At 27.3% G+C, this 21,286-nt stretch carries 23 protein-coding genes; 1 reads left to right on the top strand and 22 read right to left on the bottom strand.

Features of this window, described 5'->3' with window-relative positions; translation table 11 throughout:
• Positions 1–31: 31 nt before the first annotated feature.
• A complete protein-coding gene (locus tag BFN48_RS03785) occupies positions 32–679 on the top strand; it encodes a hypothetical protein (RefSeq protein WP_423230233.1) in 648 nt (215 codons plus the stop codon).
• A 3-nt stretch (positions 680–682) separates the two neighbouring features.
• Here BFN48_RS03785 and BFN48_RS03780 read toward each other — a convergent pair whose 3' ends face one another.
• The 22 genes from BFN48_RS03780 to BFN48_RS03675 all read right to left on the bottom strand — a co-directional run bounded on the left by BFN48_RS03780 (position 683) and on the right by BFN48_RS03675 (position 21,276).
• The gene (locus tag BFN48_RS03780; RefSeq protein WP_069649511.1) at positions 683–2,080 is read right to left on the bottom strand and encodes an oxaloacetate decarboxylase subunit alpha; all 1,398 of its coding nucleotides are present in this window, start codon (positions 2,078–2,080) and stop codon (positions 683–685) included.
• 11 nt (positions 2,081–2,091) lie between these two features.
• Positions 2,092–2,664, bottom strand: a complete 573-nt coding sequence (gene mnmM, locus BFN48_RS03775) for a tRNA 5-(aminomethyl)-2-thiouridylate-methyltransferase MnmM (protein WP_069649510.1) — start codon at positions 2,662–2,664, stop codon at positions 2,092–2,094.
• 90 nt (positions 2,665–2,754) lie between these two features.
• Positions 2,755–3,108, bottom strand: a complete 354-nt coding sequence (locus BFN48_RS03770) for a GNAT family N-acetyltransferase (protein ID WP_069649509.1) — start codon at positions 3,106–3,108, stop codon at positions 2,755–2,757.
• Positions 3,109–3,204: 96 nt separating this feature from the next.
• Complete coding sequence (locus BFN48_RS03765) at positions 3,205–3,912, bottom strand: pseudouridine synthase (protein WP_083238773.1); 708 nt, start codon at positions 3,910–3,912, stop codon at positions 3,205–3,207.
• Positions 3,913–4,007: 95 nt separating this feature from the next.
• Positions 4,008–5,288 (bottom strand): FAD-dependent oxidoreductase, encoded by a 1,281-nt coding sequence (locus BFN48_RS03760; RefSeq protein ID WP_069649508.1) that lies wholly within the window; start codon positions 5,286–5,288, stop codon positions 4,008–4,010.
• Positions 5,281–6,252 carry a sulfide/dihydroorotate dehydrogenase-like FAD/NAD-binding protein gene (locus BFN48_RS03755; RefSeq protein WP_207644685.1) on the bottom strand — a complete coding sequence of 324 codons (972 nt, stop codon included), beginning with the start codon at positions 6,250–6,252 and terminating at the stop codon, positions 5,281–5,283. Before BFN48_RS03755 ends, BFN48_RS03760 begins: the two co-directional genes overlap by 8 nt.
• A 104-nt stretch (positions 6,253–6,356) precedes the next feature.
• Positions 6,357–7,469 carry a D-alanyl-D-alanine carboxypeptidase family protein gene (locus BFN48_RS03750; RefSeq protein ID WP_069649507.1) on the bottom strand — a complete coding sequence of 371 codons (1,113 nt, stop codon included), beginning with the start codon at positions 7,467–7,469 and terminating at the stop codon, positions 6,357–6,359.
• An 87-nt stretch (positions 7,470–7,556) separates the two neighbouring features.
• Complete coding sequence (gene ytfJ / locus BFN48_RS03745) at positions 7,557–7,991, bottom strand: GerW family sporulation protein (protein ID WP_069649506.1); 435 nt, start codon at positions 7,989–7,991, stop codon at positions 7,557–7,559.
• A complete protein-coding gene (locus BFN48_RS03740) occupies positions 7,992–8,612 on the bottom strand; it encodes a DUF2953 domain-containing protein (RefSeq protein WP_069649505.1) in 621 nt (206 codons plus the stop codon).
• A gap of 243 nt (positions 8,613–8,855) precedes the next feature.
• A complete protein-coding gene (gene scpB / locus BFN48_RS03735) occupies positions 8,856–9,395 on the bottom strand; it encodes an SMC-Scp complex subunit ScpB (RefSeq protein WP_069649504.1) in 540 nt (179 codons plus the stop codon).
• A 28-nt stretch (positions 9,396–9,423) separates the two neighbouring features.
• Positions 9,424–10,158, bottom strand: a complete 735-nt coding sequence (locus BFN48_RS03730) for a segregation and condensation protein A (protein ID WP_069649503.1) — start codon at positions 10,156–10,158, stop codon at positions 9,424–9,426.
• Between the two features lie 30 nt (positions 10,159–10,188).
• Positions 10,189–10,827: a site-2 protease family protein gene (locus BFN48_RS03725; protein WP_242863201.1), complete on the bottom strand. Its 639-nt coding sequence runs from the start codon at positions 10,825–10,827 to the stop codon at positions 10,189–10,191.
• A gap of 14 nt (positions 10,828–10,841) precedes the next feature.
• Positions 10,842–12,008, bottom strand: a complete 1,167-nt coding sequence (locus BFN48_RS03720; RefSeq protein ID WP_069649502.1) for a tRNA nucleotidyltransferase/poly(A) polymerase-related protein — start codon at positions 12,006–12,008, stop codon at positions 10,842–10,844.
• 88 nt (positions 12,009–12,096) lie between these two features.
• Complete coding sequence (locus tag BFN48_RS03715; protein ID WP_069649501.1) at positions 12,097–13,254, bottom strand: D-alanyl-D-alanine carboxypeptidase family protein; 1,158 nt, start codon at positions 13,252–13,254, stop codon at positions 12,097–12,099.
• A 209-nt stretch (positions 13,255–13,463) separates the two neighbouring features.
• Positions 13,464–14,777: a pyrimidine-nucleoside phosphorylase gene (locus tag BFN48_RS03710; protein ID WP_069649500.1), complete on the bottom strand. Its 1,314-nt coding sequence runs from the start codon at positions 14,775–14,777 to the stop codon at positions 13,464–13,466.
• On the bottom strand, positions 14,777–15,607 hold the full coding sequence (locus BFN48_RS03705) for a purine-nucleoside phosphorylase (protein WP_069649499.1): 831 nt from the start codon (positions 15,605–15,607) through the stop codon (positions 14,777–14,779). The genes BFN48_RS03710 and BFN48_RS03705 overlap by 1 nt, the downstream gene beginning before the upstream one ends.
• Positions 15,608–15,628: 21 nt before the next feature.
• A complete protein-coding gene (locus BFN48_RS03700) occupies positions 15,629–16,447 on the bottom strand; it encodes a purine-nucleoside phosphorylase (protein WP_069649498.1) in 819 nt (272 codons plus the stop codon).
• 11 nt (positions 16,448–16,458) lie between these two features.
• Positions 16,459–17,634 carry a phosphopentomutase gene (locus BFN48_RS03695; protein ID WP_278287290.1) on the bottom strand — a complete coding sequence of 392 codons (1,176 nt, stop codon included), beginning with the start codon at positions 17,632–17,634 and terminating at the stop codon, positions 16,459–16,461.
• Between the two features lie 197 nt (positions 17,635–17,831).
• Positions 17,832–18,719 carry a site-specific tyrosine recombinase XerD gene (gene xerD / locus BFN48_RS03690; RefSeq protein ID WP_069649497.1) on the bottom strand — a complete coding sequence of 296 codons (888 nt, stop codon included), beginning with the start codon at positions 18,717–18,719 and terminating at the stop codon, positions 17,832–17,834.
• A 68-nt stretch (positions 18,720–18,787) separates the two neighbouring features.
• Entirely contained in the window at positions 18,788–19,357 is a 570-nt protein-coding gene (gene spoIIM, locus BFN48_RS12900; RefSeq protein ID WP_423230241.1) for a stage II sporulation protein M, read from the bottom strand.
• A gap of 159 nt (positions 19,358–19,516) precedes the next feature.
• Entirely contained in the window at positions 19,517–20,062 is a 546-nt protein-coding gene (locus tag BFN48_RS03680) for an NUDIX hydrolase (RefSeq protein WP_069649496.1), read from the bottom strand.
• A gap of 194 nt (positions 20,063–20,256) precedes the next feature.
• On the bottom strand, positions 20,257–21,276 hold the full coding sequence (locus BFN48_RS03675; RefSeq protein WP_242863199.1) for a DUF3866 family protein: 1,020 nt from the start codon (positions 21,274–21,276) through the stop codon (positions 20,257–20,259).
• Positions 21,277–21,286: the final 10 nt, after the last annotated feature.

Genomic DNA, 21,286 nt, shown 5'->3' with positions numbered 1-21,286 from the left:
AATAATATTATTAGTCATTGTTAGTTGAGGAGTGATAATTTTGATACAAATTGATGATGCAGGTAGTGGAAGTCTTGTTGGAGGAACTTGTATTGGGGCTATGAGAGTTGAAACTGGTGAGTTCTATTACGATATTATACCTATTAGATACTATTCGAAAGAAAATTTTAAAAATAAATATTATTTAGAACATGTAGTAACTATAGTTAAAGATTTATTCATAAAATTAAATGTAGATAAAAAAGAAAAAATTCTTGTATGTAGAGGTTATATGTTTGATAACCTTAGAAAATGGTTAAATAACAAAAATTATAATTATGAAAGTGTAAGTATAGGCGAACCATTACAAACTAAAATTGAAACTACATTTGAAGAATATATGATCAAACTAGGACTACCTATGGCATTTATTAGATATACAAAGTATCCATTCCACTTTCATAAAATACTTAAATGGGTATATGCAGATTATGAAAACAGATGCCATCTTTGTAAAACGGGTTGGAAAAGTTGGGAAAAATATGGAAACCTCAAAACTGAGGTCTCCATACAATTCTTAAATAAATCCAATTTTGTTTGCTTAAAATGTGGCAAAAGTATTCCTAATAATTCTGTTGTAAAAGTAATCAAATATACAAGTAACAAACCAACAACTATTTACCTTCATAAGGATTGTTAATATTTATATTGGATATGTTTTTTCTTCTATATCCAATAGTGTATTATCTATTTTATATTTATATATTTGTCTATACTGGAAGAATTTAATTGCAATTTGTGGAAATAAAGCATATGTTAGAACATCTTCTTCCTGTTCTATATATTCTTTAATCTCATTTTTTAACTGTTCTAGCTGTGGTTGTAATAGATCAGCTGGTCTACCTTCATAAACTTCTGTTTCTCCAATTATTTTCTTTTTCACTTCGTCAGATATAGGTATAGTTGGTCTACCATATAATCCTTTTACATAATTTTTTATTTCAGAAGGTACCATTTTATATCTTTCACCTAAGATAACATTAAATACTGCTTGAGTACCTACCATTTGACTCATTGGTGTAACTAATGGAGGATAACCTAAATCTTCTCTGACTTTAGGTACTTCTTCTAAAACTTTTTCAAATTTGTCTAAAGAACCTTGTTGCTCTAACTGTGAAACTAAATTTGATAACATTCCGCCTGGTACTTGATATGTTAGTGTTTTGGCATTTACCCCCAAAACTTTAGGATTAAGTACGCCTTCTTTTAGATATTTGTCTCTAATAGGTTTAAAATATTCAGCTATTTCATTTAATAGATTTAAGTCAAGTCCAGTATCATATGGAGTATCTTTTAAAGATGCAACCATAGATTCAGTTGCAGGTTGACTTGTTCCCATTGCAAAAGGTGAAATTGCGGTATCAATTATATCTACACCTGCTTCAATTGCTTTTAAATATGTTAAGTTAGCGATACCACTAGTAAAGTGAGAATGTAATTCTATTGGTAGATTTACTTTTTCTTTTATTCTTCTTATCAACTCTTCAGCTGTATATGGTAACAGTATTCCTGACATATCTTTAATACATATAGAATCAGCTCCAATTTCCTCCATTTCTTTAGCTTTTTTAACATAATAATCTATATCATGTACAGGACTTATAGTGAATGATATCGCTGTTTGAGCATGTCCGCCTGCTTTTTTAGTTGCATTAACTGCTGTAACTAAGTTTCTTACATCGTTTAAAGCATCAAAAATTCTTACTATATCTATACCATTATATATTGATTTTTTTACAAATTCCTCCACTACGTCGTCTGGATAGTGTTTGTAACCTAATAAATTCTGCCCTCTTAAAAGCATTTGTAACTTAGTATTTTTTATTGCTTTCCTAATTTTCCTTAATCTTTCCCATGGGTCTTCATTTAAAAATCTTAAACATGCATCAAATGTAGCTCCTCCCCAAACTTCTAGCGCATGAAAACCTACTCTATCAAGTTTCTCTGCAATAGGTAACATTTCTTCAGTTTTCATTCTTGTAGCTATTAATGATTGATGTGCATCTCTAAATATTGTTTCTGTAATTTTTACTTTACTCATTAAACAACCTCCTATAAACTTTTTTCAATAGCAATAATTAAAGGCGGATTATTTACCTGATTAATAAACTCAAACTTAATAACTGTATATTTTTTTTGATTTAATTCTCTAACAAATCGTTCTATACTATTTTTTTCCAATTTACCCATTTCATGACCATGATATATTACTAAGACTATGATACCGTTTTCTTTTAAAAGATCTAAAGATTTCTTTATTGCTTCAATTGTAGAATCAGGTTTCGTTGTTATTTCATGATTCCCACCAGGAAGATATCCCAAATTAAAAATCACTAGATCTACCTTTTCTTTTACATAATTATCTATATTTTCATGGCTATCTTTTATAAGTGTTACTCTATCCAATAAAATAGAATCTCTCAATTTAGCCTGTGTATTCTCGATAGCTTTACTTTGTATATCAAATCCATATACTTTACCAGTTTTTCCAACTAATTTTGCTAAAAAAACTGTATCATAACCATTTCCTGTAGTAGCATCAATAACAACATCTCCTTCTTTCACTCTAGCTTCTATTATTTTTTTAGCTATATCTGTAGCTTTAGTAAAGTATTTTCTAGCCATTTCAGCATCTCCTTTTTGCTTGACAGCTATTTTTAAAAAACTCTTCAGTATTACAAACTATTAATTTATTTGCAATGATATTATTCAAATTTAACAATTTTTTTCATTTATATCAGCTAATTTAAAACCCTTTTTCTGTAAGTATAAATTTTCATAAGGATAATAAATTTTCTTAATAGAATTTAAATCACAATAATTTAATATAGATCTTAATAAAGAATCTCCTAAGTTTTCTCCTCTCCTATTTGAATCTATAATTAGATAGTTTAGTAGTCCAATGTTTTTTATAACTGTAATCTTAGCTACTCCAATGAGTTCTTCATTTTCCTCCATAATATATATAATTTGTTCTAAATCATTTTCTTCTTGAAATCCATTTTTAACTAGTAATTTATTTACTTTTGATAATTCCTCTTTTTTATTTATTTTTTTTACAGATATCATTTTTTACCTCCAAAAATCAAATATTAAACAATTTTATTATATCAAATATTTTTACATTTTAAAGAAAAAAAAGTCATTATGACAAAGTCACAATGACTAAAGCTCCTTTAAATATGAAATTTCCTCTTTACTCAAATAACGCCAACTCCCCTTCTTTAAATTCCCTAATTCAATCTTCCCAATAGCTATTCTTTTTAATTTTATCACAGGATGATTTATTTTTTTACACATTTTTCTAATCTGTCTATTCTTTCCTTCGTGTATTGTTATTTTTACAATAGAATAATCATTATATTTCTTTAACACTTCTATTTTGGCTTTTGATGTTACATAATTATCAATTTTTAATCCCTTTCTAAACTTATTTAACTCTTTTTCAGTAGGAACTCCTTTAATTTTAGCAATGTAAACTTTTTCTATTTCATGCTTAGGATGAGTTAATTTATAAGTTAAATCTCCATCATTTGTAAGAAGTAATAACCCTGAAGTATCATAGTCTAACCTTCCAATAGGATATATCCTTTCTTTAATACTCTTTACTAAATCGAGTACAGTAGGTCGATTAAATTGGTCCTTAACAGTTGTAATATAACCTTCAGGTTTATTAAGTGCTATATAAATATAATTCTCTTTTTTTATAATTCGTTTATTATCAACTAGTACTATATCAATGTCAGGGTCTATCTTATAACCTAATTCTTCAACTACTTTACCATTAACTTTTACTCTACCTTGTAAAATTAGCATTTCAGATTTTCTTCTAGATGCAACTCCACACATAGCTAAGTACTTCTGTAACCTCAAATTAACCTTCTCCTTTTCCTTAGTTTTTATTTATAATACATAAAAAATTTTAACAAAATCTTTTCTTATAACTAACTTTTATTATATTAAAAATATCACAAAAGTTTCTCTTCGTAAATATTTAATAAGTCTAATCTTTGTACTCTCCTTTTAATTTCCTTTTTATCTATTGTATATAAATCCTTTTCTTTCATCCTTTCAAAATATTCAGAACCTGCAAAAGTATATCTTTTTTTAAGTCCTTCTTTTGTTTTAATTTGTTCATTTGCATACGCTATTAAATCTCCTATTGCTAAATTTCTTGGTAATTCAAGTAAAGGCATTCCCAAGCTTAGCCTCACACTATTATGTCCTGCTAAAGAACCTGTAACTATTGCCTCCGTATGACCAACAAATAAACCTGATTTTTCTCCTGCACATAATAAGTTATCTATACCTATAACTTTCATTGCATTATTCCTTGGAGCAATTGATAAATATCTTATAGAATTACCTTTACCTCCTGAATAGGGATCCTCATATCTAGCATTTTCTAAACCTTTTATTTTTCTTAATTTTTCTAAAGGATAATATGGAGTCATTAACTTTGCATGTCCTGTATCAAGTAATATAATGTTTTCTGCAAAATCCTTAAGAGCATATTGTTGACAAACTTTTAAATTTAATTTATCAAAATTAATATCTTCTTTAGGAATAGGTAATATAACAACTCCTTCTTTATTTAATTTCTCTCTGATTTCTTCACTAAGTGATTCCTTATTGAGTTTACATGAACCACTAAAAGCTCCATATGATTCATCTCCTCTTTGACCTAATATGTCTTCTACACCTGCTCTTTTACTGATACTTATTCTTGGCCCAAATGATGGACATCTTAAAATACACATAGAACAACCATTTCCATATTTCAAGCAATTACCCATAGGTCCTGTTGAACCCGTTGTTTCAATAAATATATCACCTGAAATAGTTGTATCATCTGATAGAACTACACTTTTAATAGATTTATTATCCATTTCAACGTCAATAACTCTTTTTTGTAACAAAATTTTAATTCCAATCTCTTCTAAAAATCTTCTTACCATAGGTTCAACCTTAGTTACATCATATAATGTTGCATGTTTATGTCCAGGAAAGTTAACATTAACATGTCTGGCAGCTTTATCTGTTATGTTGAATAACTCTTGGCCTCCTAAACAAATATTTTCTTCAGCAGCTGTATATCTACCGTTATTTCTCATAATTCCTCCAACATTGCCTAATCCTAGTAGCATATCAGTTTTTTCAATCAAAATTACGTCTCCACCTGCTTTTTTAGCTGTAACTGCTGCTGCACAACCAGACCAACCCCCACCAATTACTATAATTCTAGCCAAGCATATTCCTCCTTTCAACTGTCTTTTTAACATCCATTTGAGATTTACAAGTCTTTATTAATTCACCATTTTCAGTAAAAGTAGTACAACTACCACAAATCCCTTCTCCACAACAAAATTTTTCATTATTTGTAATAACAAGATTTGAATTACAATTATTTTTTTCTAATAAGCTAAGAATATGTTTTTGTAGTAAGTCTGAACCTCCAATATAAACAAGTTCATAAGTTTCTTTAGCTAGAATATTATTAATTAATAATTTACCTTCATTTTTCATTAAATCAATTTCAGTATAATCTATTTCTAAATCTTTTAAGTACTTTGATAAAAATATTTCACCAATTTTACCTTTATCTAATATTACTTTTAGGTTACAACCATTTCTATCAAGCTTCCTAATAACTGCTAAAGTAGGTGCCTGAGCTATTCCTCTTGCTAAAATTAAGCAATTTTTATTTCGTGTACTTTTAATATATTTAATTCCTATCAAGCCATTCCAAAACGGTCCTCTAACAAGTACTTCATTATTTAATTTCTTTAACATTTTAGTTTTAGCTCCTATAGTTTGGTATGCTATATAAATATATCCATTCATATCATCTGCGTCCATAACTGACATTGGTACATCATAATAATGTGGTAATTTAACATCTCTCAAAAAAACATAAGCTCCCGGTTCTTTTAACTGTCTTGAAAGTGTTCTTGATGTTTTTATTTTTAATATTGTTAAATTACTTTTGTATTCTATTTTTTCTTCTATTTTACAAACAGTTTCACTCCTTAAGTTTTTACTTTTGTTTCCATTCCAAACATACTCTTGATAAACACATACACCTCTCCAATTGCAGTCACAAAACTCTTTACCTTGCAAATGAGAACATATTAAACAGTCATTTGTTTCTGCTAAATGACAGGGACAGTACTCACTTCCAATATCTACACATTCAATTCTATGTTGAATCAATTTTATCCCCCTTTACAATTAATCTATAATATTAAAATATTTAGTAAAACAGTTTTTTGTTACAAAAATAGCTTCTAGCTGTTAACTAGAAGCTTACAGTTATTTTAAAAAATCTTACTTAAATAATCAGTTAATTTTATAAGTATTGATTTCTCTTTTACGCTATACTTAACTACTAAATCATTAACTGCAAATAATTCACCATTTAGATAAACTCTTATTTTCCCTATTTTTTGATTTTTTTCTATCGGAGCATATATTTTTTCCGGAAGTTCAATATTTATTTTTATATTTTCAATCTCATTGTCTTTTATTGGAATAATTAATTCATTATTAGTAATTATAGGAACCTTTTTTCTATTTCCATTTATAACCTCAATATTTCTTATGAATTGACCTTTATTGAAAATTACTTTAGGTTTAAACACACTAAAACCGTAATCTAATAGCTTGTAACAATCATTAAACCATGAATAATCATCTAGTACTATCGCTACAAGTTGCATACCATTTCTAGTTGCACTTGCTACAAGACATCTTCCAGCTTTTTTTGTATATCCAGTTTTAACTCCATCGCCACCTTTATACTGCCATAATGTTTTATTTTTATTATAAAAATATTTATTAATATCTCTATCTGCAACCCAAACTTTTGATTTTACAATATCTCTAAATTCCTTTTTCTTTAATGCTTCTCTAGTTATCAATGCTAAATCATAAGCTGTAGTATAATGATTTTCGTCGTGTAAACCGTGTGGATTAGTAAAATTCGTGTTAATTGCACCTAACTCTTTTGCTTTTCTATTCATTAATTTAATAAAATTATCTACTGTTCCACCAACATGTTCAGCGATAGCTATAGCTGCATCATTACCAGATCTCAGCATTAAACCATATACTAAATCTTTTAATCTAATTCTTTCTCCCTCTTTTAAATATATACTAGAACCTTCAATACCTACTGAACTTTTCTTTATTGTAACTAGATCATCCAAATTCCCATACTCTAAAGCTAACAAGGCTGTCATTATTTTAGTTGTACTAGCCATTGGAAGTTTTATATTAGAGTTATATGAAAATAGCACTCTTCCAGTATTCACCTCTATCAAAATCCCACTCTTTGCATTTATTTCTATTGGTTCACAATATGAAATATGTGAACTTAAAAGTATAAACACTGTAACTGCAACAAATAATAATTTCTTATATCCTTTCATTTATATCACTCCACTCATCATCTACTGTATAAGCATAATATTTTAAGGTATAAGATATTAAAATAAGTTTAAGAGTAGAGATTTTCTCTACTCTTTTGTGTTTTCTTCAGAATTTTTAGATTTATCCTTACCTTTTATAATACTTTGCAAGCTTTCTGTTACTTTTGGTATAAATTCTAATAAGCTATTTAAAGTATTAACTCCCTGGTCTACAGATAGAAGCTTGATTTGACCGTTACCAACTACAATAAAAGCAACTGGTTGAACAGAAACCCCTGCCCCTGAACCTCCCATAAATGGTAATTTATCATAATCAGATTTATCATCTTTACCATTTTTATACTTGCCTAATTTATACTCACCACCACCAGAAGTAAACCCTACAGAAATTTTAGAAATTGGAATAATTACGGCACCGTCTGGAGATTCAACAGGATCTCCAACAATTGTATTAACATCAACTATTTCTTTTAAACTTTCCATTGTTGTTTTCATTAATCCCTCAATTGGATGTTCTGACATCTAATTCACCACCTTTAAACACTTTAATCCCTTTATGCTTGCAATAATAATATGTACTAACTTAACTTTAATTATACAATTAAATACCATCTCAAATTTATTAGACTGATATGAAGGACAAACTGCAAAATTTATTTTCCTAACTTCTTTTTTATTTATTAAATATAACAAAGCAAGTGATTTAATTTGTAGTAATATACCAGAAATAATTGCAGATATAGAAACATCTACTGTTCCAATATTACTGATCCAAACAATTTCCTCTATTTCTAAATTTTCAATTATATAATTACTTAATTCTATTACATATTTTCTTTTTCTTTTAAAGTTTTCATAAATACTAATAATTCGTCTATATGTTATTATATTTTTATCAACAAATATATCTTTTTCATTTTGACCAATTTCTATTTTATTTTTAATTGTTAAAGCTAATTTTCTATTAAAATTAATAAGTTTAACCATCGGAATGTTTATTTGGATTTTAGAACCCCCATATATAGGTGTTATTTTAATTTTTAAATCATTATTATTATTTTTTCTATAAAATTCTATTTCTATACTTATTGGTATATATAATAAAATTAAAATTAAAAAAGTAAAAATTAATAGTATTTTCACTATTCCACCTCTTAATGTAAATTGTAACTTCATTACTATTTTTTCCTATTTAGAAAAATCTATTAATATTGTTTCTACATATAGAAACAAAATCTTCGATTTAAAATCGACTACAATGTAGATTTTCCTATATCCATTACAGAAAATATATTTGAAATTATCCATAATTTAATAAGGTATATAATCCCCAGAAATAGAAGAAACTTCGGACTCTAAGTCCGAAGTTTCTTCTATTCAAACATACTATTCAATATTTTCCAAATCTATTTCTGTTAAGTCTTTTAATTTCGGTAATTCGTTAATTGATTTCAAGCCAAATTGCAATAAAAAATCATCTGTTGTACCATACAAAATTGGTCTACCTGTTTTTTCCAATCTTCCTACTTCTTTAATAAGTTTCTTCTCAATTAAAGTATTAAGTGCTTTATCACATTTAACTCCACGTAAAGCTTCTATTTCTGTTTTTGTAATAGGTTGTTTATAAGCTATAATAGAAAGAGTTTCTAAAGCTGCGTTTGATAAGCTTTTATTAGTTTTAGGCGTATAAAGTTTAGTAATCCATTCATGATGTTCTGGTCTTGTACTTAATTGATATTTATCATTGAATTGAATTATTTGTATACCTCTTCTATTATAGTTAAATTCCTCTATCATTTCAGTTATTATATTATATGCATCTTCTTTTGAAATATCTATAATAGAAGCAATATCTTTAAGAGAAAGGGGGTCACCCCATGTAAATAATAAAGCTTCAATAATAGATTTTATTTCTCTTTTGTCCATCATTAACCTCCCTGAAAATACAAATGCTTTAGCACTTTAATGTTATATATATATTCCCAAAGTTTTTCTCTTGTTTTATAGCAATAATTTTTAACTTCATAAGTTCAAGGAGAGAGAGAAATGTAACAACTATATATATTCTAGACGAATTCTCATCAAATAGATCTGAAAAAGTAATAGATCTTTTCTTACTTAATATTTTTTTTATTTTTTTCATACTTTCTTCTATTGAAATTTCATCTCTCTTTATTTCATGGATTCTAATTTTCTTTGTTTGTACATTATTTTTCTTTACTATGTCACAAAAAATCTTAAGTAAATCTTCAATTTTTACATCTTCTAATTCTAATTTTTCATTTTGCATATCTAATTCTATTTCTTCTCTAGGTTTAAAAAAGAGTTTTCTTTGAAGTTCTTCTTTTTCTTTTAATTTGACAGCAGCTTCCTTAAACCTTTTATACTCAATTAATTTCCTTACTAAATCCTCTCTAGGGTCTATTTCGTCTATTTCAAGTTGCGTGCCCTCGTCTTTTTTCTTAGGTAAAAGCATTTTTGACTTAATTTCCAGTAAAGTTGCTGCCATTAATAAAAATTCACTTGTTATCTCAAGATCTAAATCTTTCATTTTCTCTAAATATTCTAAGTACTGTTCAGTTATTTTTGATATTGGAATATCTTTTATATCTACTTCGTTTTTATCTATTAAATGTAATAATAAGTCTAAAGGGCCTTCAAAAACTTCTAACACTACATTATATTTCATACCAAAAACTCCCACAAATTTTTTATTGTTTCACGAGATAATAATGCTTAATAACTTAAACCAAAAGTTTATTAAGGGATTTAGCACATTATCAATTGTATCTGTTAATAATAAAAATATCAATATTAAGTATAAATAATTCTCATGTTTTATCAAAAATGAACCAAATTTATCAGGAATGATACTATACAGTATTTTTGACCCGTCTAAAGGTGGTACTGGCAATAGATTAAATATACCTAGCACAACATTATACCATAATAATATTTTCAAATATCTAAGTATTATATTATTCAACATTATCCCTTTAGCGATTAACATAGCTAAAATAATAGTAAAAAACAAATTAGCTAAAGGTCCAGCAATAGAAACAATAAAAATACCTTTTTTTCTATTCTTAAAATTGTTTGGATTAATAGGTACAGGTTTTGCCCATCCAAAGCCAACTGTTAAAAGCAATATAAAACCGATGAGATCTATATGATATATAGGATTAAAAGTAAGTCTCTTACTTATCTTTGCTGTATTATCCCCTAATAAATAAGCAGTATAACCATGTGCTAATTCATGTAAAGTAATAGAGATTAATAAAGCTGGTAATAAATATATTTTATTTATTAAAGCAGCCCACAAATTACTGACTATTGTCATTTCCATCCCAACTTTCATTTTCTTTAATAATTTTATTTAATATTTTCGCCTGTTACAATTAATTTCATTTTATTATAAATTTCACTATATTCTATTATTTTTTCAATGAAAATATTGTTATCAAAATTTATTATGGCAAAATATATTAATCCTTCGATATTAACCAATTCAATAATTTTATAAATTATTTCAATAGAAATTTTGCTTTTATTAATAAGATTATTAATATGACCGTAATTGTTTTTAATATTTATTATCTTTTTCTTAATTTTCTTTTGTATATTTAATTTTTTAAATAATTCTAGTAAATAACTTAAATCTATATTATGAAATAATATTAATAAATTAATTACATCCATGGTTTCACTTTTAATATTATAAAGATTGCAAATTAAAGACAATTTATTTTCAATTATTCTAAAATATTCTATAATTTTCTTATTAATATAATTCGATAAAAATGTATTTTGAAACAAATTGTATTCATATAACATACGAATACCTATATATTTTTCGTTTATAAATAGAATTTTTACTATTTCTCGAAAAATTCTATCTTCATTAACAAATTTAATGTAACCTTTCTCAACTGAATTTAATAATAATTTTTTAGTATCTTTTTCAATTTCAAATCCTAATTTACAAGCGAATCTTATAGCTCTAATCATTCTTGTAGGATCATCTATAAAACTTCTCTCGTGTAATATTCTAATTTTCTTGTTATTTAAATCTTTTATCCCATCAACAAAATCTACTATTTCTAAATCAGGTAATTTTTTTATGTCTACCAGTAAACAATTAATTGTAAAATCTCTTCTTTTTATGTCTTCTAATAAATTCCCTTTAAAAACAAGTGGTAAGCTCCCAGGTTTTTCATAGATTTCTTTTCTTGCTGTTGTTATATCTATATTAATTCCTTTTTCTAATACTATTGAACCAGATAGAAAATTCTTATAACACTTAACTTTTCCACCTATTCTCTCATTTAATTTTTTTAAAAAATCTATTGCATCTTCTATAACTACAAAATCTAAATCATTACTTTTATTTCCAAGTATAATATCTCGAACTTGTCCACCTACTAAATAAACTTCTTTATTATATTCTTTAGATATCTCACTTGCAATAAATAATATATTTTTAATTTCATAATTTATTATATATTGATTTAATTTTTCTCTATAGACTTTTAATTTCATATAATCACCTTAAAAAAATATGCTAGATATATTTTACAACCATTTTAAAAATAAAGCAAAATATATCTAGCACTAAATATTAAAATTTCTATATGGTACCTAACATTACTTTAAATATCTTTCTTATTGAATCTTTTATAGAAGCTTTATTTATATTTTGCTTAACAACTAAATTTACTCTACCTATCTCTTTTTCTCCTACTTTATAAATTATTTCTCCAATTTTGGTATTCTTTGGTGTTGGAGCGCTAATATAACTTGGTAAAATAATCTCTTTTTTTACATCTATTGTGCTCCCTTTTTTAACTAGATAGCTTAAATCATCTTCTATTATAACTTCTACACTATCAATTTTTCCTTTTTGAACAGGTATTTTTTTTACTACAATATTCTTTTTAGCTAAAGGAATTGATTGATAGTTTGCAAATCCATAATCCAATAACTTCTTAGATTCTTTAAATCTAATACTCGAATTCTTACAACCCATTACCACACTAATTAACGTTAAATTTCCTCTTGTAGCTGAAGCTGATAAACAATATCCTGCTTTTCTAGTAAATCCAGTTTTAATACCATTAGCACCTTTATAATCATGTATTAATCTATTAGTGTTTACTAAATTCTGTACAACATCCTTTTCTTTACCTACTTTTACAGAGCTCATCCATACAGTTAACCATTGATGTATTTTCTTATGTTTTAGCAATTCTTTAGACATTATGCTAACATCATAAGCAGAAGTATAATGCCCTTCTTCATCTAATCCTGTAATATTCTTGAAATTTGTATTTTCCATTCCTAATTCTTTTGCTTTATTATTCATCATTTCAATAAAAATTTCTTCACTTCCCGCTATATATTCACCTAATGCCACAGCTGCATCATTGGCAGAACGAAGACTAATTGACTTTATTAAGTCTTCAACTGTCTGCTCTTCACCTTCTTCTAAATAAATTTGACTTCCACCCATACTCGATGCATTGGCACTTATCACTACTTTATCATCTAATTTTATTTTATTTGATTCTAAAGCTTCCATAGCAAGTAAAAGAACCATAATTTTAGTTATACTTGCAGGAGCTAATTTTTCATGAGGATTTTTTTCATAAATAACTTTACCCGATGATGCATCTATTAAAATTGCAGATTTTGCTTGAATATCAAAATTAGAATCTGCAAAGCACATTAAAGAGTTAAAAATTAATATAAACATAATTATCACTGTAAATACTTTTTTTATATACATTAAATACCTCCTTTCTATTATTTATACTTAGGTTATCCAGCAAATAAACAAGTTATTCAAAGAACAAAATCTTCGATTTACAATCAACTACAATGTAGATTTTGCCTATAACCATAATATGAAATTATATTTAAAATTATCCACAACTTAATAAGGCACATAATTTCTTATGAATTATAAGAAAAGAGGTTATCAATACAGATAACCTCTTAATTACTTTTTTCTACAATTGTAAATATTAACTTTTTCTTATCTTTATTCCTTTCACCAATCTTAATTATACTTTTTAATCTTTTTACTATTTCTTCCCCTTTTTCCTTATCATTAGAATGTATATATGCTAAAATTTCTCCTCTAGAAACCTTATCATCTACTTTTTTTGCTAAAACTATACCTGCTGATAAATCTATTTCACTTTCTTTTGTTTCACGTCCCGCACCTAAAAACAATGCACATTTGCCAACTTCTTCTGCATTTATTGACTTTATATAACCTTCTTCATCACTTTTTACTTCTAATATATATTTAGCTTGTGGTAATAAAGATGTATCTTTTACGTAATTAACATCTCCTCCCTGTGCTTCCACAAACTCTATGAATTTTTCATAAGCTTTACCACTTTCTAAAACATCTATTAGTTTTTCTCTTGCCTCATTTAAATCTTTAGCCTTTTTACCAATAACTAACATATGTGAGCCTAATGTTAAGCAAAGCTCTACTAAATCTTTTGGTCCATTATTTCTTAGTGTTTCAATAGCTTCTTTAACTTCTAATGCATTACCTACTGCGTATCCTAAAGGTTCATCCATATTAGAAATCACAGCAACTGTTTGTCTTCCCATGCTATTACCTATGTCTACCATTTCTTCTGCTAATTTATATGCGTTATCAAAATCTTTCATAAAAGCTCCACTACCAACTTTTACGTCTAAGACAATTCCATCAGAACCTACTGCTAACTTCTTACTCATAATACTGCTTGCAATTAAAGATATATTATCTACTGTAGCAGTAACATCTCTCAAAGCATAAAGTTTTTTGTCAGCAGGTGCAATGTCTCCTGTCTGACCACAAACTGCAATATTTATATTATTTACATTTCTTGCAAATTCATCTTTGCTAAGCTCTATTCTCAAACCTTTAATAGATTCTAATTTATCTAAAGTTCCTCCTGTATGTCCTAGCCCTCTTCCTGACATTTTAGCTACTGGAAGTCCACAAGCTGCAACCATAGGCCCTAAAACCAATGTTGTTTTATCGCCTACTCCTCCAGTGCTGTGCTTATCTACTTTAATACCTTCTATATTTGATAAATTAATTTTATCTCCTGAATCTAACATAGCTTTAGTTAAATCAACAGTTTCTCTTTTTGTCATTTTATTAAAAAAGATTGCCATTAAAAGTGCTGAAATTTGATAATCTGGAATATCTCCTTTTGTATATCCTTCTACAAAAAACTCAATTTCTTCTTTAGTTAATTCAAACCCATCTCTTTTCTTTTTTATTATATCGTACATTCTCATTATAATATCACCTCTTTAACTATACCTTTAACAAGTCTTATAAATTTTGGTCTAGTTTCGTTAGCTACTTTTATTACTTGTTCATGACTTATTGATTCAATCTCGTGTGCAATAGCCATATCAGTCACACAAGAAATCCCCAAAACTCTTATTCCTGTATGATTAGCTACAATTACTTCAGGAACTGTAGACATACCTAAAGCATCAGCACCTAATTTCCTTAACATACTCAATTCTGCTCTTGACATGTAATTTGGTCCACTAATAGCAACATAAACACCTTGTTCTGTTTTTATTCCAAGTTTATCTCCTACTTTTTTAGCTGTTTCAATTAGCTCCTTATCATATGCATGTGACATATCTGGGAATCTTGGTCCTAATTCTTCGTAATTTGGTCCAATCAAAGGATTATCTCCCATAAAATTAATATGGTCTTCTATTAACATTAAAGCACCAGGATAAAGCTCTTCTTTATTCATTCCCCCACAAGCATTAGTTACTAACAACATTTTTACTCCTAATTCCTTCATAATTCTAACTGGGAATGTAATTTCTTGCATTGAATAACCTTCATAGTAATGGAATCTACCTTTCATAGCTACAACTTTTTTACCTTCTAAAGTTCCAAATACAAGTTTCCCTTCATGTCCTTTAACAGTTGAAACAGGAAAGTTTGGTATTTCTTCATACTTTAGAATTATACTATCTTCAATTTCATCTGCTAATGTTCCTAAACCAGAACCTAATATCAATCCAATTTCTGGACTGAAATCAACTCTCTCTTTTATGTAATTACTTGTTTCTTTAATTTTTTCTATTAAATTATTCATCTTTATACCTCCTTAGGTTAATTAAATTTCTTTAAGAATATTTTTAACTAATCTTATAAATTTGTTTTTTACTTTAACAGTTGTTTCTATAACTTCACTATGATCTAATGGTTGATCTAATATCCCAGCTGCCATATTTGTTATACAAGAAATTCCTAACACTTCAATACCCGAATGTACTGCAACTAATACTTCTGGTACAGTTGACATTCCAACTGCATCTCCACCAAGAAAAGACACCATTTTTATTTCTGCTGGTGTTTCATAAGTAGGACCACTCATAAAAACATATGTTCCTTTTTTCATTTGTATTCCTAGATCCTCACCTACTCTAAAAGTAAGATCTATTAATCTATCTGAATAAGCATGTGACATATCTGGGAATCTTGGTCCTAATTCTTCATAATTTTTTCCTATTAATGGATTGTCAAAAGCAAAATTTATATGATCTTCAATAACCATAAGATCTCCAGGGGTAAACTCTTTGTTTACTCCACCAGCAGCATTTGTTACGATTATTTTTTCTACCCCTAAAGCTTTCATTACTCTAACTGGAAAAGTCACTTCTTGTAGTGAATACCCTTCATAGTAATGGAATCTTCCTTGCATTGCTACAACTTTTTTACCTTCTAGCTCCCCAATCACAAGACGTCCTTTATGTCCTTTAACAGTAGATGTAGGAAAATGAGGAATTTCTTTATATTCAATAAATATTGGATTTTCTATCTCTTCTGCTAAAGAACCTAATCCGGAACCAAGTATTAATCCGATTTGAGGTTCAATATTTATTTTCTCTTTAATAAAATCAGTACTTTCTTTAATCTTGTTTAATAAATCCATAGCATTCACTCCTATCTTTCTATGATTAAATTCGCAAAACTATTACCATTTATAGATTTTTCTATTCCTAAAATGTCTAAAATTGTTGCTCCAATATCTGCAAAAGTTTCTCTTGTTCCTAAATTAACACCTCTTTTAACTTTATTACCATATACTAGAATAGGAATATATTCTCTGGAATGATCAGTACTTATTGTTGTTGGATCACAACCATGATCGGCTGTTATTATTAAAATTTCATCATCTCTTAAATTTTCAATTATTTCAGGTATTCTCTCATCAAATTCTTTTAACGCTTGTGCATACCCTTCTACATTATTTCTATGCCCATACTTCATATCGAAATCAACTAAATTCGTAAATATCAGTCCATTTTTATCTGTTTTCATAAACTCAATAGTTTTGTCTACACCATCCATATTATTTTTTGTATGAATACTCTCTGTTATTCCTACACCAGCAAATATATCCTCAATCTTACCTACAGCCATAACATCATAACCTTTATCTTTAATTTCATCTAAAATCGTTCTTTGGATAGGTTTTAACGCAAAGTCTCTTCTGTTTGGAGTTCTATAAAATTCACCTGGTTTACCCAAAAATGGACGTGCTATTACTCTCCCTACACTGTGCTTCCCTGTTAGTATTTGTCTTGCTTTTTCACACATATCATAAAGTTCTTTAATAGAAATTATTTCTTCATGTGCAGCAATTTGAAACACACTGTCAGCAGAAGTATATACTATAGGACAACCTGTTTCAATATGTTCTTTTCCAAGTTCTTCAATTATAACTGTACCTGATGCTGGTTTATTACCTAATACTTTTCTTCCAATAGTTTTTTCAAATTTAGATATTACTTCAGAAGGAAATCCATTGGGATAAGTAGGAAATGGATTCTCAAGAATAATACCTGCAATTTCCCAATGTCCTGTCGTAGTATCTTTACCTGCTGATTTCTCTAGTGATCTACCAAATGAACCAATAGGTTCATCTGTTTTTCTTATTTCATTAACACCATCTATTAAGCCTAATCCTAGTTTTTCCAAATTTGGTAATTGTAATCCTCCTAAGTGTTTTGAAATGTTATCGACAGTATGACTTCCTTCATCACCATACATTTTTGCATCTGGAAGTGCACCTATACCTACGCTATCTAATACAATTAATGTAACTCTATTTATCATAACTTCACCTTCCTTCAATAAAATAGTATACCCTAAAGTTAAAGAACAAAATCTTCAATTCAAATAAAAATTAAAAGGAAGACTTTGCCTATACCCATTACGGAAATCATATTAAAATTATCCACAACTTAATAAGGTATATAATCTCCTATGGGTTATAATAAAATCAGAAAAAATCAACCCCACATAATGTGGAGCTACGCTCTTGGATGAGTTTTATTGTAAACATCCCTTAAAGTAGGTTTTGTAATTTTTGCATATACTTGAGTAGTAGATATATCTGAGTGCCCTAACATTTCCTGAACAGATTTTAAATCAGCACCATTCTCAATTAAATGCACTGCAAATGAATGTCTCAAAGTATGTGGTGTTATAGCTTTATTTAGATTAATCTTTTTTGTATACGATTTTATAATCTTCCAAAACCCTTGTCTAGTCAACCTCTTACCATGATAGTTTAAAAATAATGCTTTTACATTATTATCCTTAACAAAACTTCTTCTATGATTTAATAGATATTCATTTAAAATGTCTATTGCAAATCTTCCTATCGGTATATTACGTTCATTTGAAGTATTTTTTGAACATATTAAAAACCCTAATTTCAAATTAATATCGTCTATATCTAAAGCAACCAACTCAGATACTCTTATACCAGCTGCATAAAGTAGCTCAAGCATTGCTCTATCTCTAACACCCTTTGATGTGTTTAAATCTGGTTGTTCTAGTAATAACTCTACTTCTTTAGGAGTTAAAATTTGAGGTAATCTTTTTTCATGTTTAGGAGATTGTAAATTTACAGTTGGGTCTTTTTTTACTATCCCCTCATTTAAAAGAAATTGATAAAAACTCCTTACTGAAGCTAAATTTCTTGAAACAGTAGAAGGGGCACGTCCAATTTTTTGCAAATAAACTAGATACGTTATAATAGTTGTTTTATTAACTAACTTAAAATCATTTATCTCATTTTCTATAATATATTTTTTAAATTGACGTAAATCTCTACTATATGATTCTATTGTATTATTAGAGGCTTCTCTTTCATACAACAAATACTCTAGAAATTTATTTAAAAGTGAATCCATAGAACTTCCCCTTAAATCAAAGATTTTGTTCTAATTACTAAAAAATATAATAACATATTTATATTAAATTACTTCATAAATACTGTCAAGTAATTATTTATTATTTTAAAGAGAATTGGTGTTGTAAAAGATTCTACTAAACAGCCTATAATTATAATGATCGATACAATAAATATAGTTATAGTATAGTTAATAAACCTGTTTAAAAAACTCGGTCGCTTAATTACATTAATTTTATTTTTTAAAATTGAAATAGAAAACAAAATAGAAATCACTGAAATTATGATAAAGCCAGAAACTAAAAAAATGTTTTGGGGTAATAAGCAAAGTAAAGATAAAGTAATTCCTTTAACTTTAAATTCCTTAATGAAAAAAGCTACTGTAAAACCAATTATAAAACCTCTTAGAGCGATTATTATTAATACTACTGGTATACCAATTACGGTTATGCCTAGTAGCCAAATTGCAATAATCGTCTGTATATTATTTATTATTGAATATTTAAAAAGATTAAAAGTTTTTAAATCTATGTCTTTATTAATAATACTAAAAAATGAATTTAAATAATTTATTATCTGAGTTCTAGTAGTATCATCGACAACTCGTATTGTAATTGCTCCTGTTGAAATGCCTATCATTAAACAAACAATAACTAAAAAATATAATAAAAGATATTTTCGAAAATGGTTATTAAATATCTTTTTGAGATTAATACTCAAAATAATCACCCCTCAAGTAAGCTCCTAGAAAATAGTATGCTTACATGAAGGATAATATTACTAATCATATTTATGTACTTAGAAGTTTTTACTTTCCAACAATACTTTTGCAGTATAGATCCCTATTATAGTTTTGCTATCTAATATTTCACCATTGATTACCATATTATATAATTCATCTATTTTTTTTGTATATACTTCTATATATTCATCATTATCAGGATTAGACTTACCTTTAATCAATCCTTTTGCTAAAAATAAATACATTTTTTCATTACAAAAACCAGGTGAAGTATAAAATTCACATAAATATTTTATTTCTTTCGCTGTAAAACCTGTTTCCTCTAAAAGTTCTCTTTTAGCACATTCTTCGGGTTCTTCACCAATCTCTAATTTACCAGCTGGTAATTCTAAAAGAGTTTTCTCTACTGCTTTTCTAAATTGTTTTACTAATACTAATTCATCCTCTTCTGTAACCGCTATAATTGCAACAGCTCCAGGATGTTCTATTATCTCACGTTTTGAATATTTTTTATCTGGTAATTCTACTGTATCTATCCTTAAATTCAATATTTTCCCTTCGTATATTCTTTCTGTTTTCATTGTATTTTCTTCAAAAGTCATAATGTTCTCCTTCCTTCTCAATATATTTATTAATATTCTTTTATATATGTTATCAAACTGTTGACAAACTTATTTTTTTATACCTATTAAAATAGATCAAATGCCTGAAAAAATTCAGTTCTTTTCGTATGAACATTGTTTTCATAATAATTTGCTTTACTGTCAAACTCCTTTATATATATTATTAATAAAGTTTATATTTTTGTAAAGTTATTATTAAGGTACCTAACAATTTTTTTGCCAACTGCACCTAATGTATAAAAATATTCTTTGTCTTCATAAAAATGTCTTCCCATTGTTGTAACATCAATATTATAAAACTCAAAAGCTTTTTTTATATCCCTACCATCTTCTAAAAAAATATTATGTTTTTTATCTATTTTATATTTTTTTATTTGATTTATTATATATTTTAGCTTTTCTTTCTCTAATATAGGAAGAACAATATTAGTTCTTGAATACATTAATTCACTTAATACAGTAAGCGTATGATGACTAACCCCTCTATGTCTTAATCTACTATCACTAAAACTAATTCTTGGTACTGCAAAACTAATTCCTTTAAATTTATTAACAACATCTATTATATAAGCTTGTTCAGTACCACTGAAACCATATTTAGTACCTGTACCTACAATGCCTGGCCCCATCGTTATAATAGCTACATCACTTTTTAAAATTGATTTTGAAGTTATCAAACCAGTATAAATATTAATACATTCATAATCTCCTCCAAATGAATGACCTATTGTAATCGTATTACTTATTATACATTTACTTTTTAATTCACGTACTGTATTACTAAATTGGATGGGTAAAGCGCCTCCATCTGTCATTATATAGCTAATTTTCACATCAGGTTTTAACCATTTTATCATACAAGCTATAGGAGCTAGCATGCTATGTAATGTTCCTACAACTACAATAAAATTATCTAAAGAACTAAAAGTTTCGAATACTTTCTTGTACCCCTCTTCCTCTTCAACAGTTTTACATTTTATTTGTAAAGGTGTATATCTTAACTTTATAATATGTCCATCTTTTTTACTCTCTTTTTTCTTTAGCTTCATGTTATATACAATAAAATGATAACCACCAGTACCTAAATCTAAATCTATTGCAGTTGTATTTAATACAACAACATCACCAATCATTATATTACCTGTTATATCAATATAATTAATAGCTTTATAAAATTTTTTTTCTACTTCCACTTTTACTATC

The organism is Caloranaerobacter ferrireducens (assembly GCF_001730685.1).
In the GTDB taxonomy this organism is placed as follows: Bacteria; Bacillota; Clostridia; order Tissierellales; family Thermohalobacteraceae; genus Caloranaerobacter; species Caloranaerobacter ferrireducens.
The sequence above is the reverse complement of the archived record's forward strand: the minus strand, read 5'-3'. Positions and strand labels throughout refer to the sequence as shown.

Coding starts and splice junctions, on each gene's coding strand:
- BFN48_RS03705 (WP_069649499.1), bottom strand. CDS start 15,607: ATGAATAATTTAATAGAAAAAATTAAAGAAACAAGTAATTACATAAAA.
- BFN48_RS03780 (WP_069649511.1), bottom strand. CDS start 2,080: ATGAGTAAAGTAAAAATTACAGAAACAATATTTAGAGATGCACATCAA.
- BFN48_RS03720 (WP_069649502.1), bottom strand. CDS start 12,008: ATGAAATTAAAAGTCTATAGAGAAAAATTAAATCAATATATAATAAAT.
- mnmM (WP_069649510.1), bottom strand. CDS start 2,664: ATGGCTAGAAAATACTTTACTAAAGCTACAGATATAGCTAAAAAAATA.
- BFN48_RS03750 (WP_069649507.1), bottom strand. CDS start 7,469: ATGAAAGGATATAAGAAATTATTATTTGTTGCAGTTACAGTGTTTATA.
- BFN48_RS03715 (WP_069649501.1), bottom strand. CDS start 13,254: ATGTATATAAAAAAAGTATTTACAGTGATAATTATGTTTATATTAATT.
- xerD (WP_069649497.1), bottom strand. CDS start 18,719: ATGGATTCACTTTTAAATAAATTTCTAGAGTATTTGTTGTATGAAAGA.
- BFN48_RS03730 (WP_069649503.1), bottom strand. CDS start 10,158: ATGAAATATAATGTAGTGTTAGAAGTTTTTGAAGGCCCTTTAGACTTA.
- BFN48_RS03680 (WP_069649496.1), bottom strand. CDS start 20,062: ATGACTTTTGAAGAAAATACAATGAAAACAGAAAGAATATACGAAGGG.
- BFN48_RS03695 (WP_278287290.1), bottom strand. CDS start 17,634: ATGATAAATAGAGTTACATTAATTGTATTAGATAGCGTAGGTATAGGT.
- BFN48_RS03700 (WP_069649498.1), bottom strand. CDS start 16,447: ATGGATTTATTAAACAAGATTAAAGAAAGTACTGATTTTATTAAAGAG.
- spoIIM (WP_423230241.1), bottom strand. CDS start 19,357: ATGATAGGCATTTCAACAGGAGCAATTACAATACGAGTTGTCGATGAT.
- ytfJ (WP_069649506.1), bottom strand. CDS start 7,991: ATGTCAGAACATCCAATTGAGGGATTAATGAAAACAACAATGGAAAGT.
- BFN48_RS03725 (WP_242863201.1), bottom strand. CDS start 10,827: ATGAAAGTTGGGATGGAAATGACAATAGTCAGTAATTTGTGGGCTGCT.
- BFN48_RS03710 (WP_069649500.1), bottom strand. CDS start 14,777: ATGAGAATGTACGATATAATAAAAAAGAAAAGAGATGGGTTTGAATTA.
- scpB (WP_069649504.1), bottom strand. CDS start 9,395: ATGGACAAAAGAGAAATAAAATCTATTATTGAAGCTTTATTATTTACA.
- BFN48_RS03770 (WP_069649509.1), bottom strand. CDS start 3,108: ATGATATCTGTAAAAAAAATAAATAAAAAAGAGGAATTATCAAAAGTA.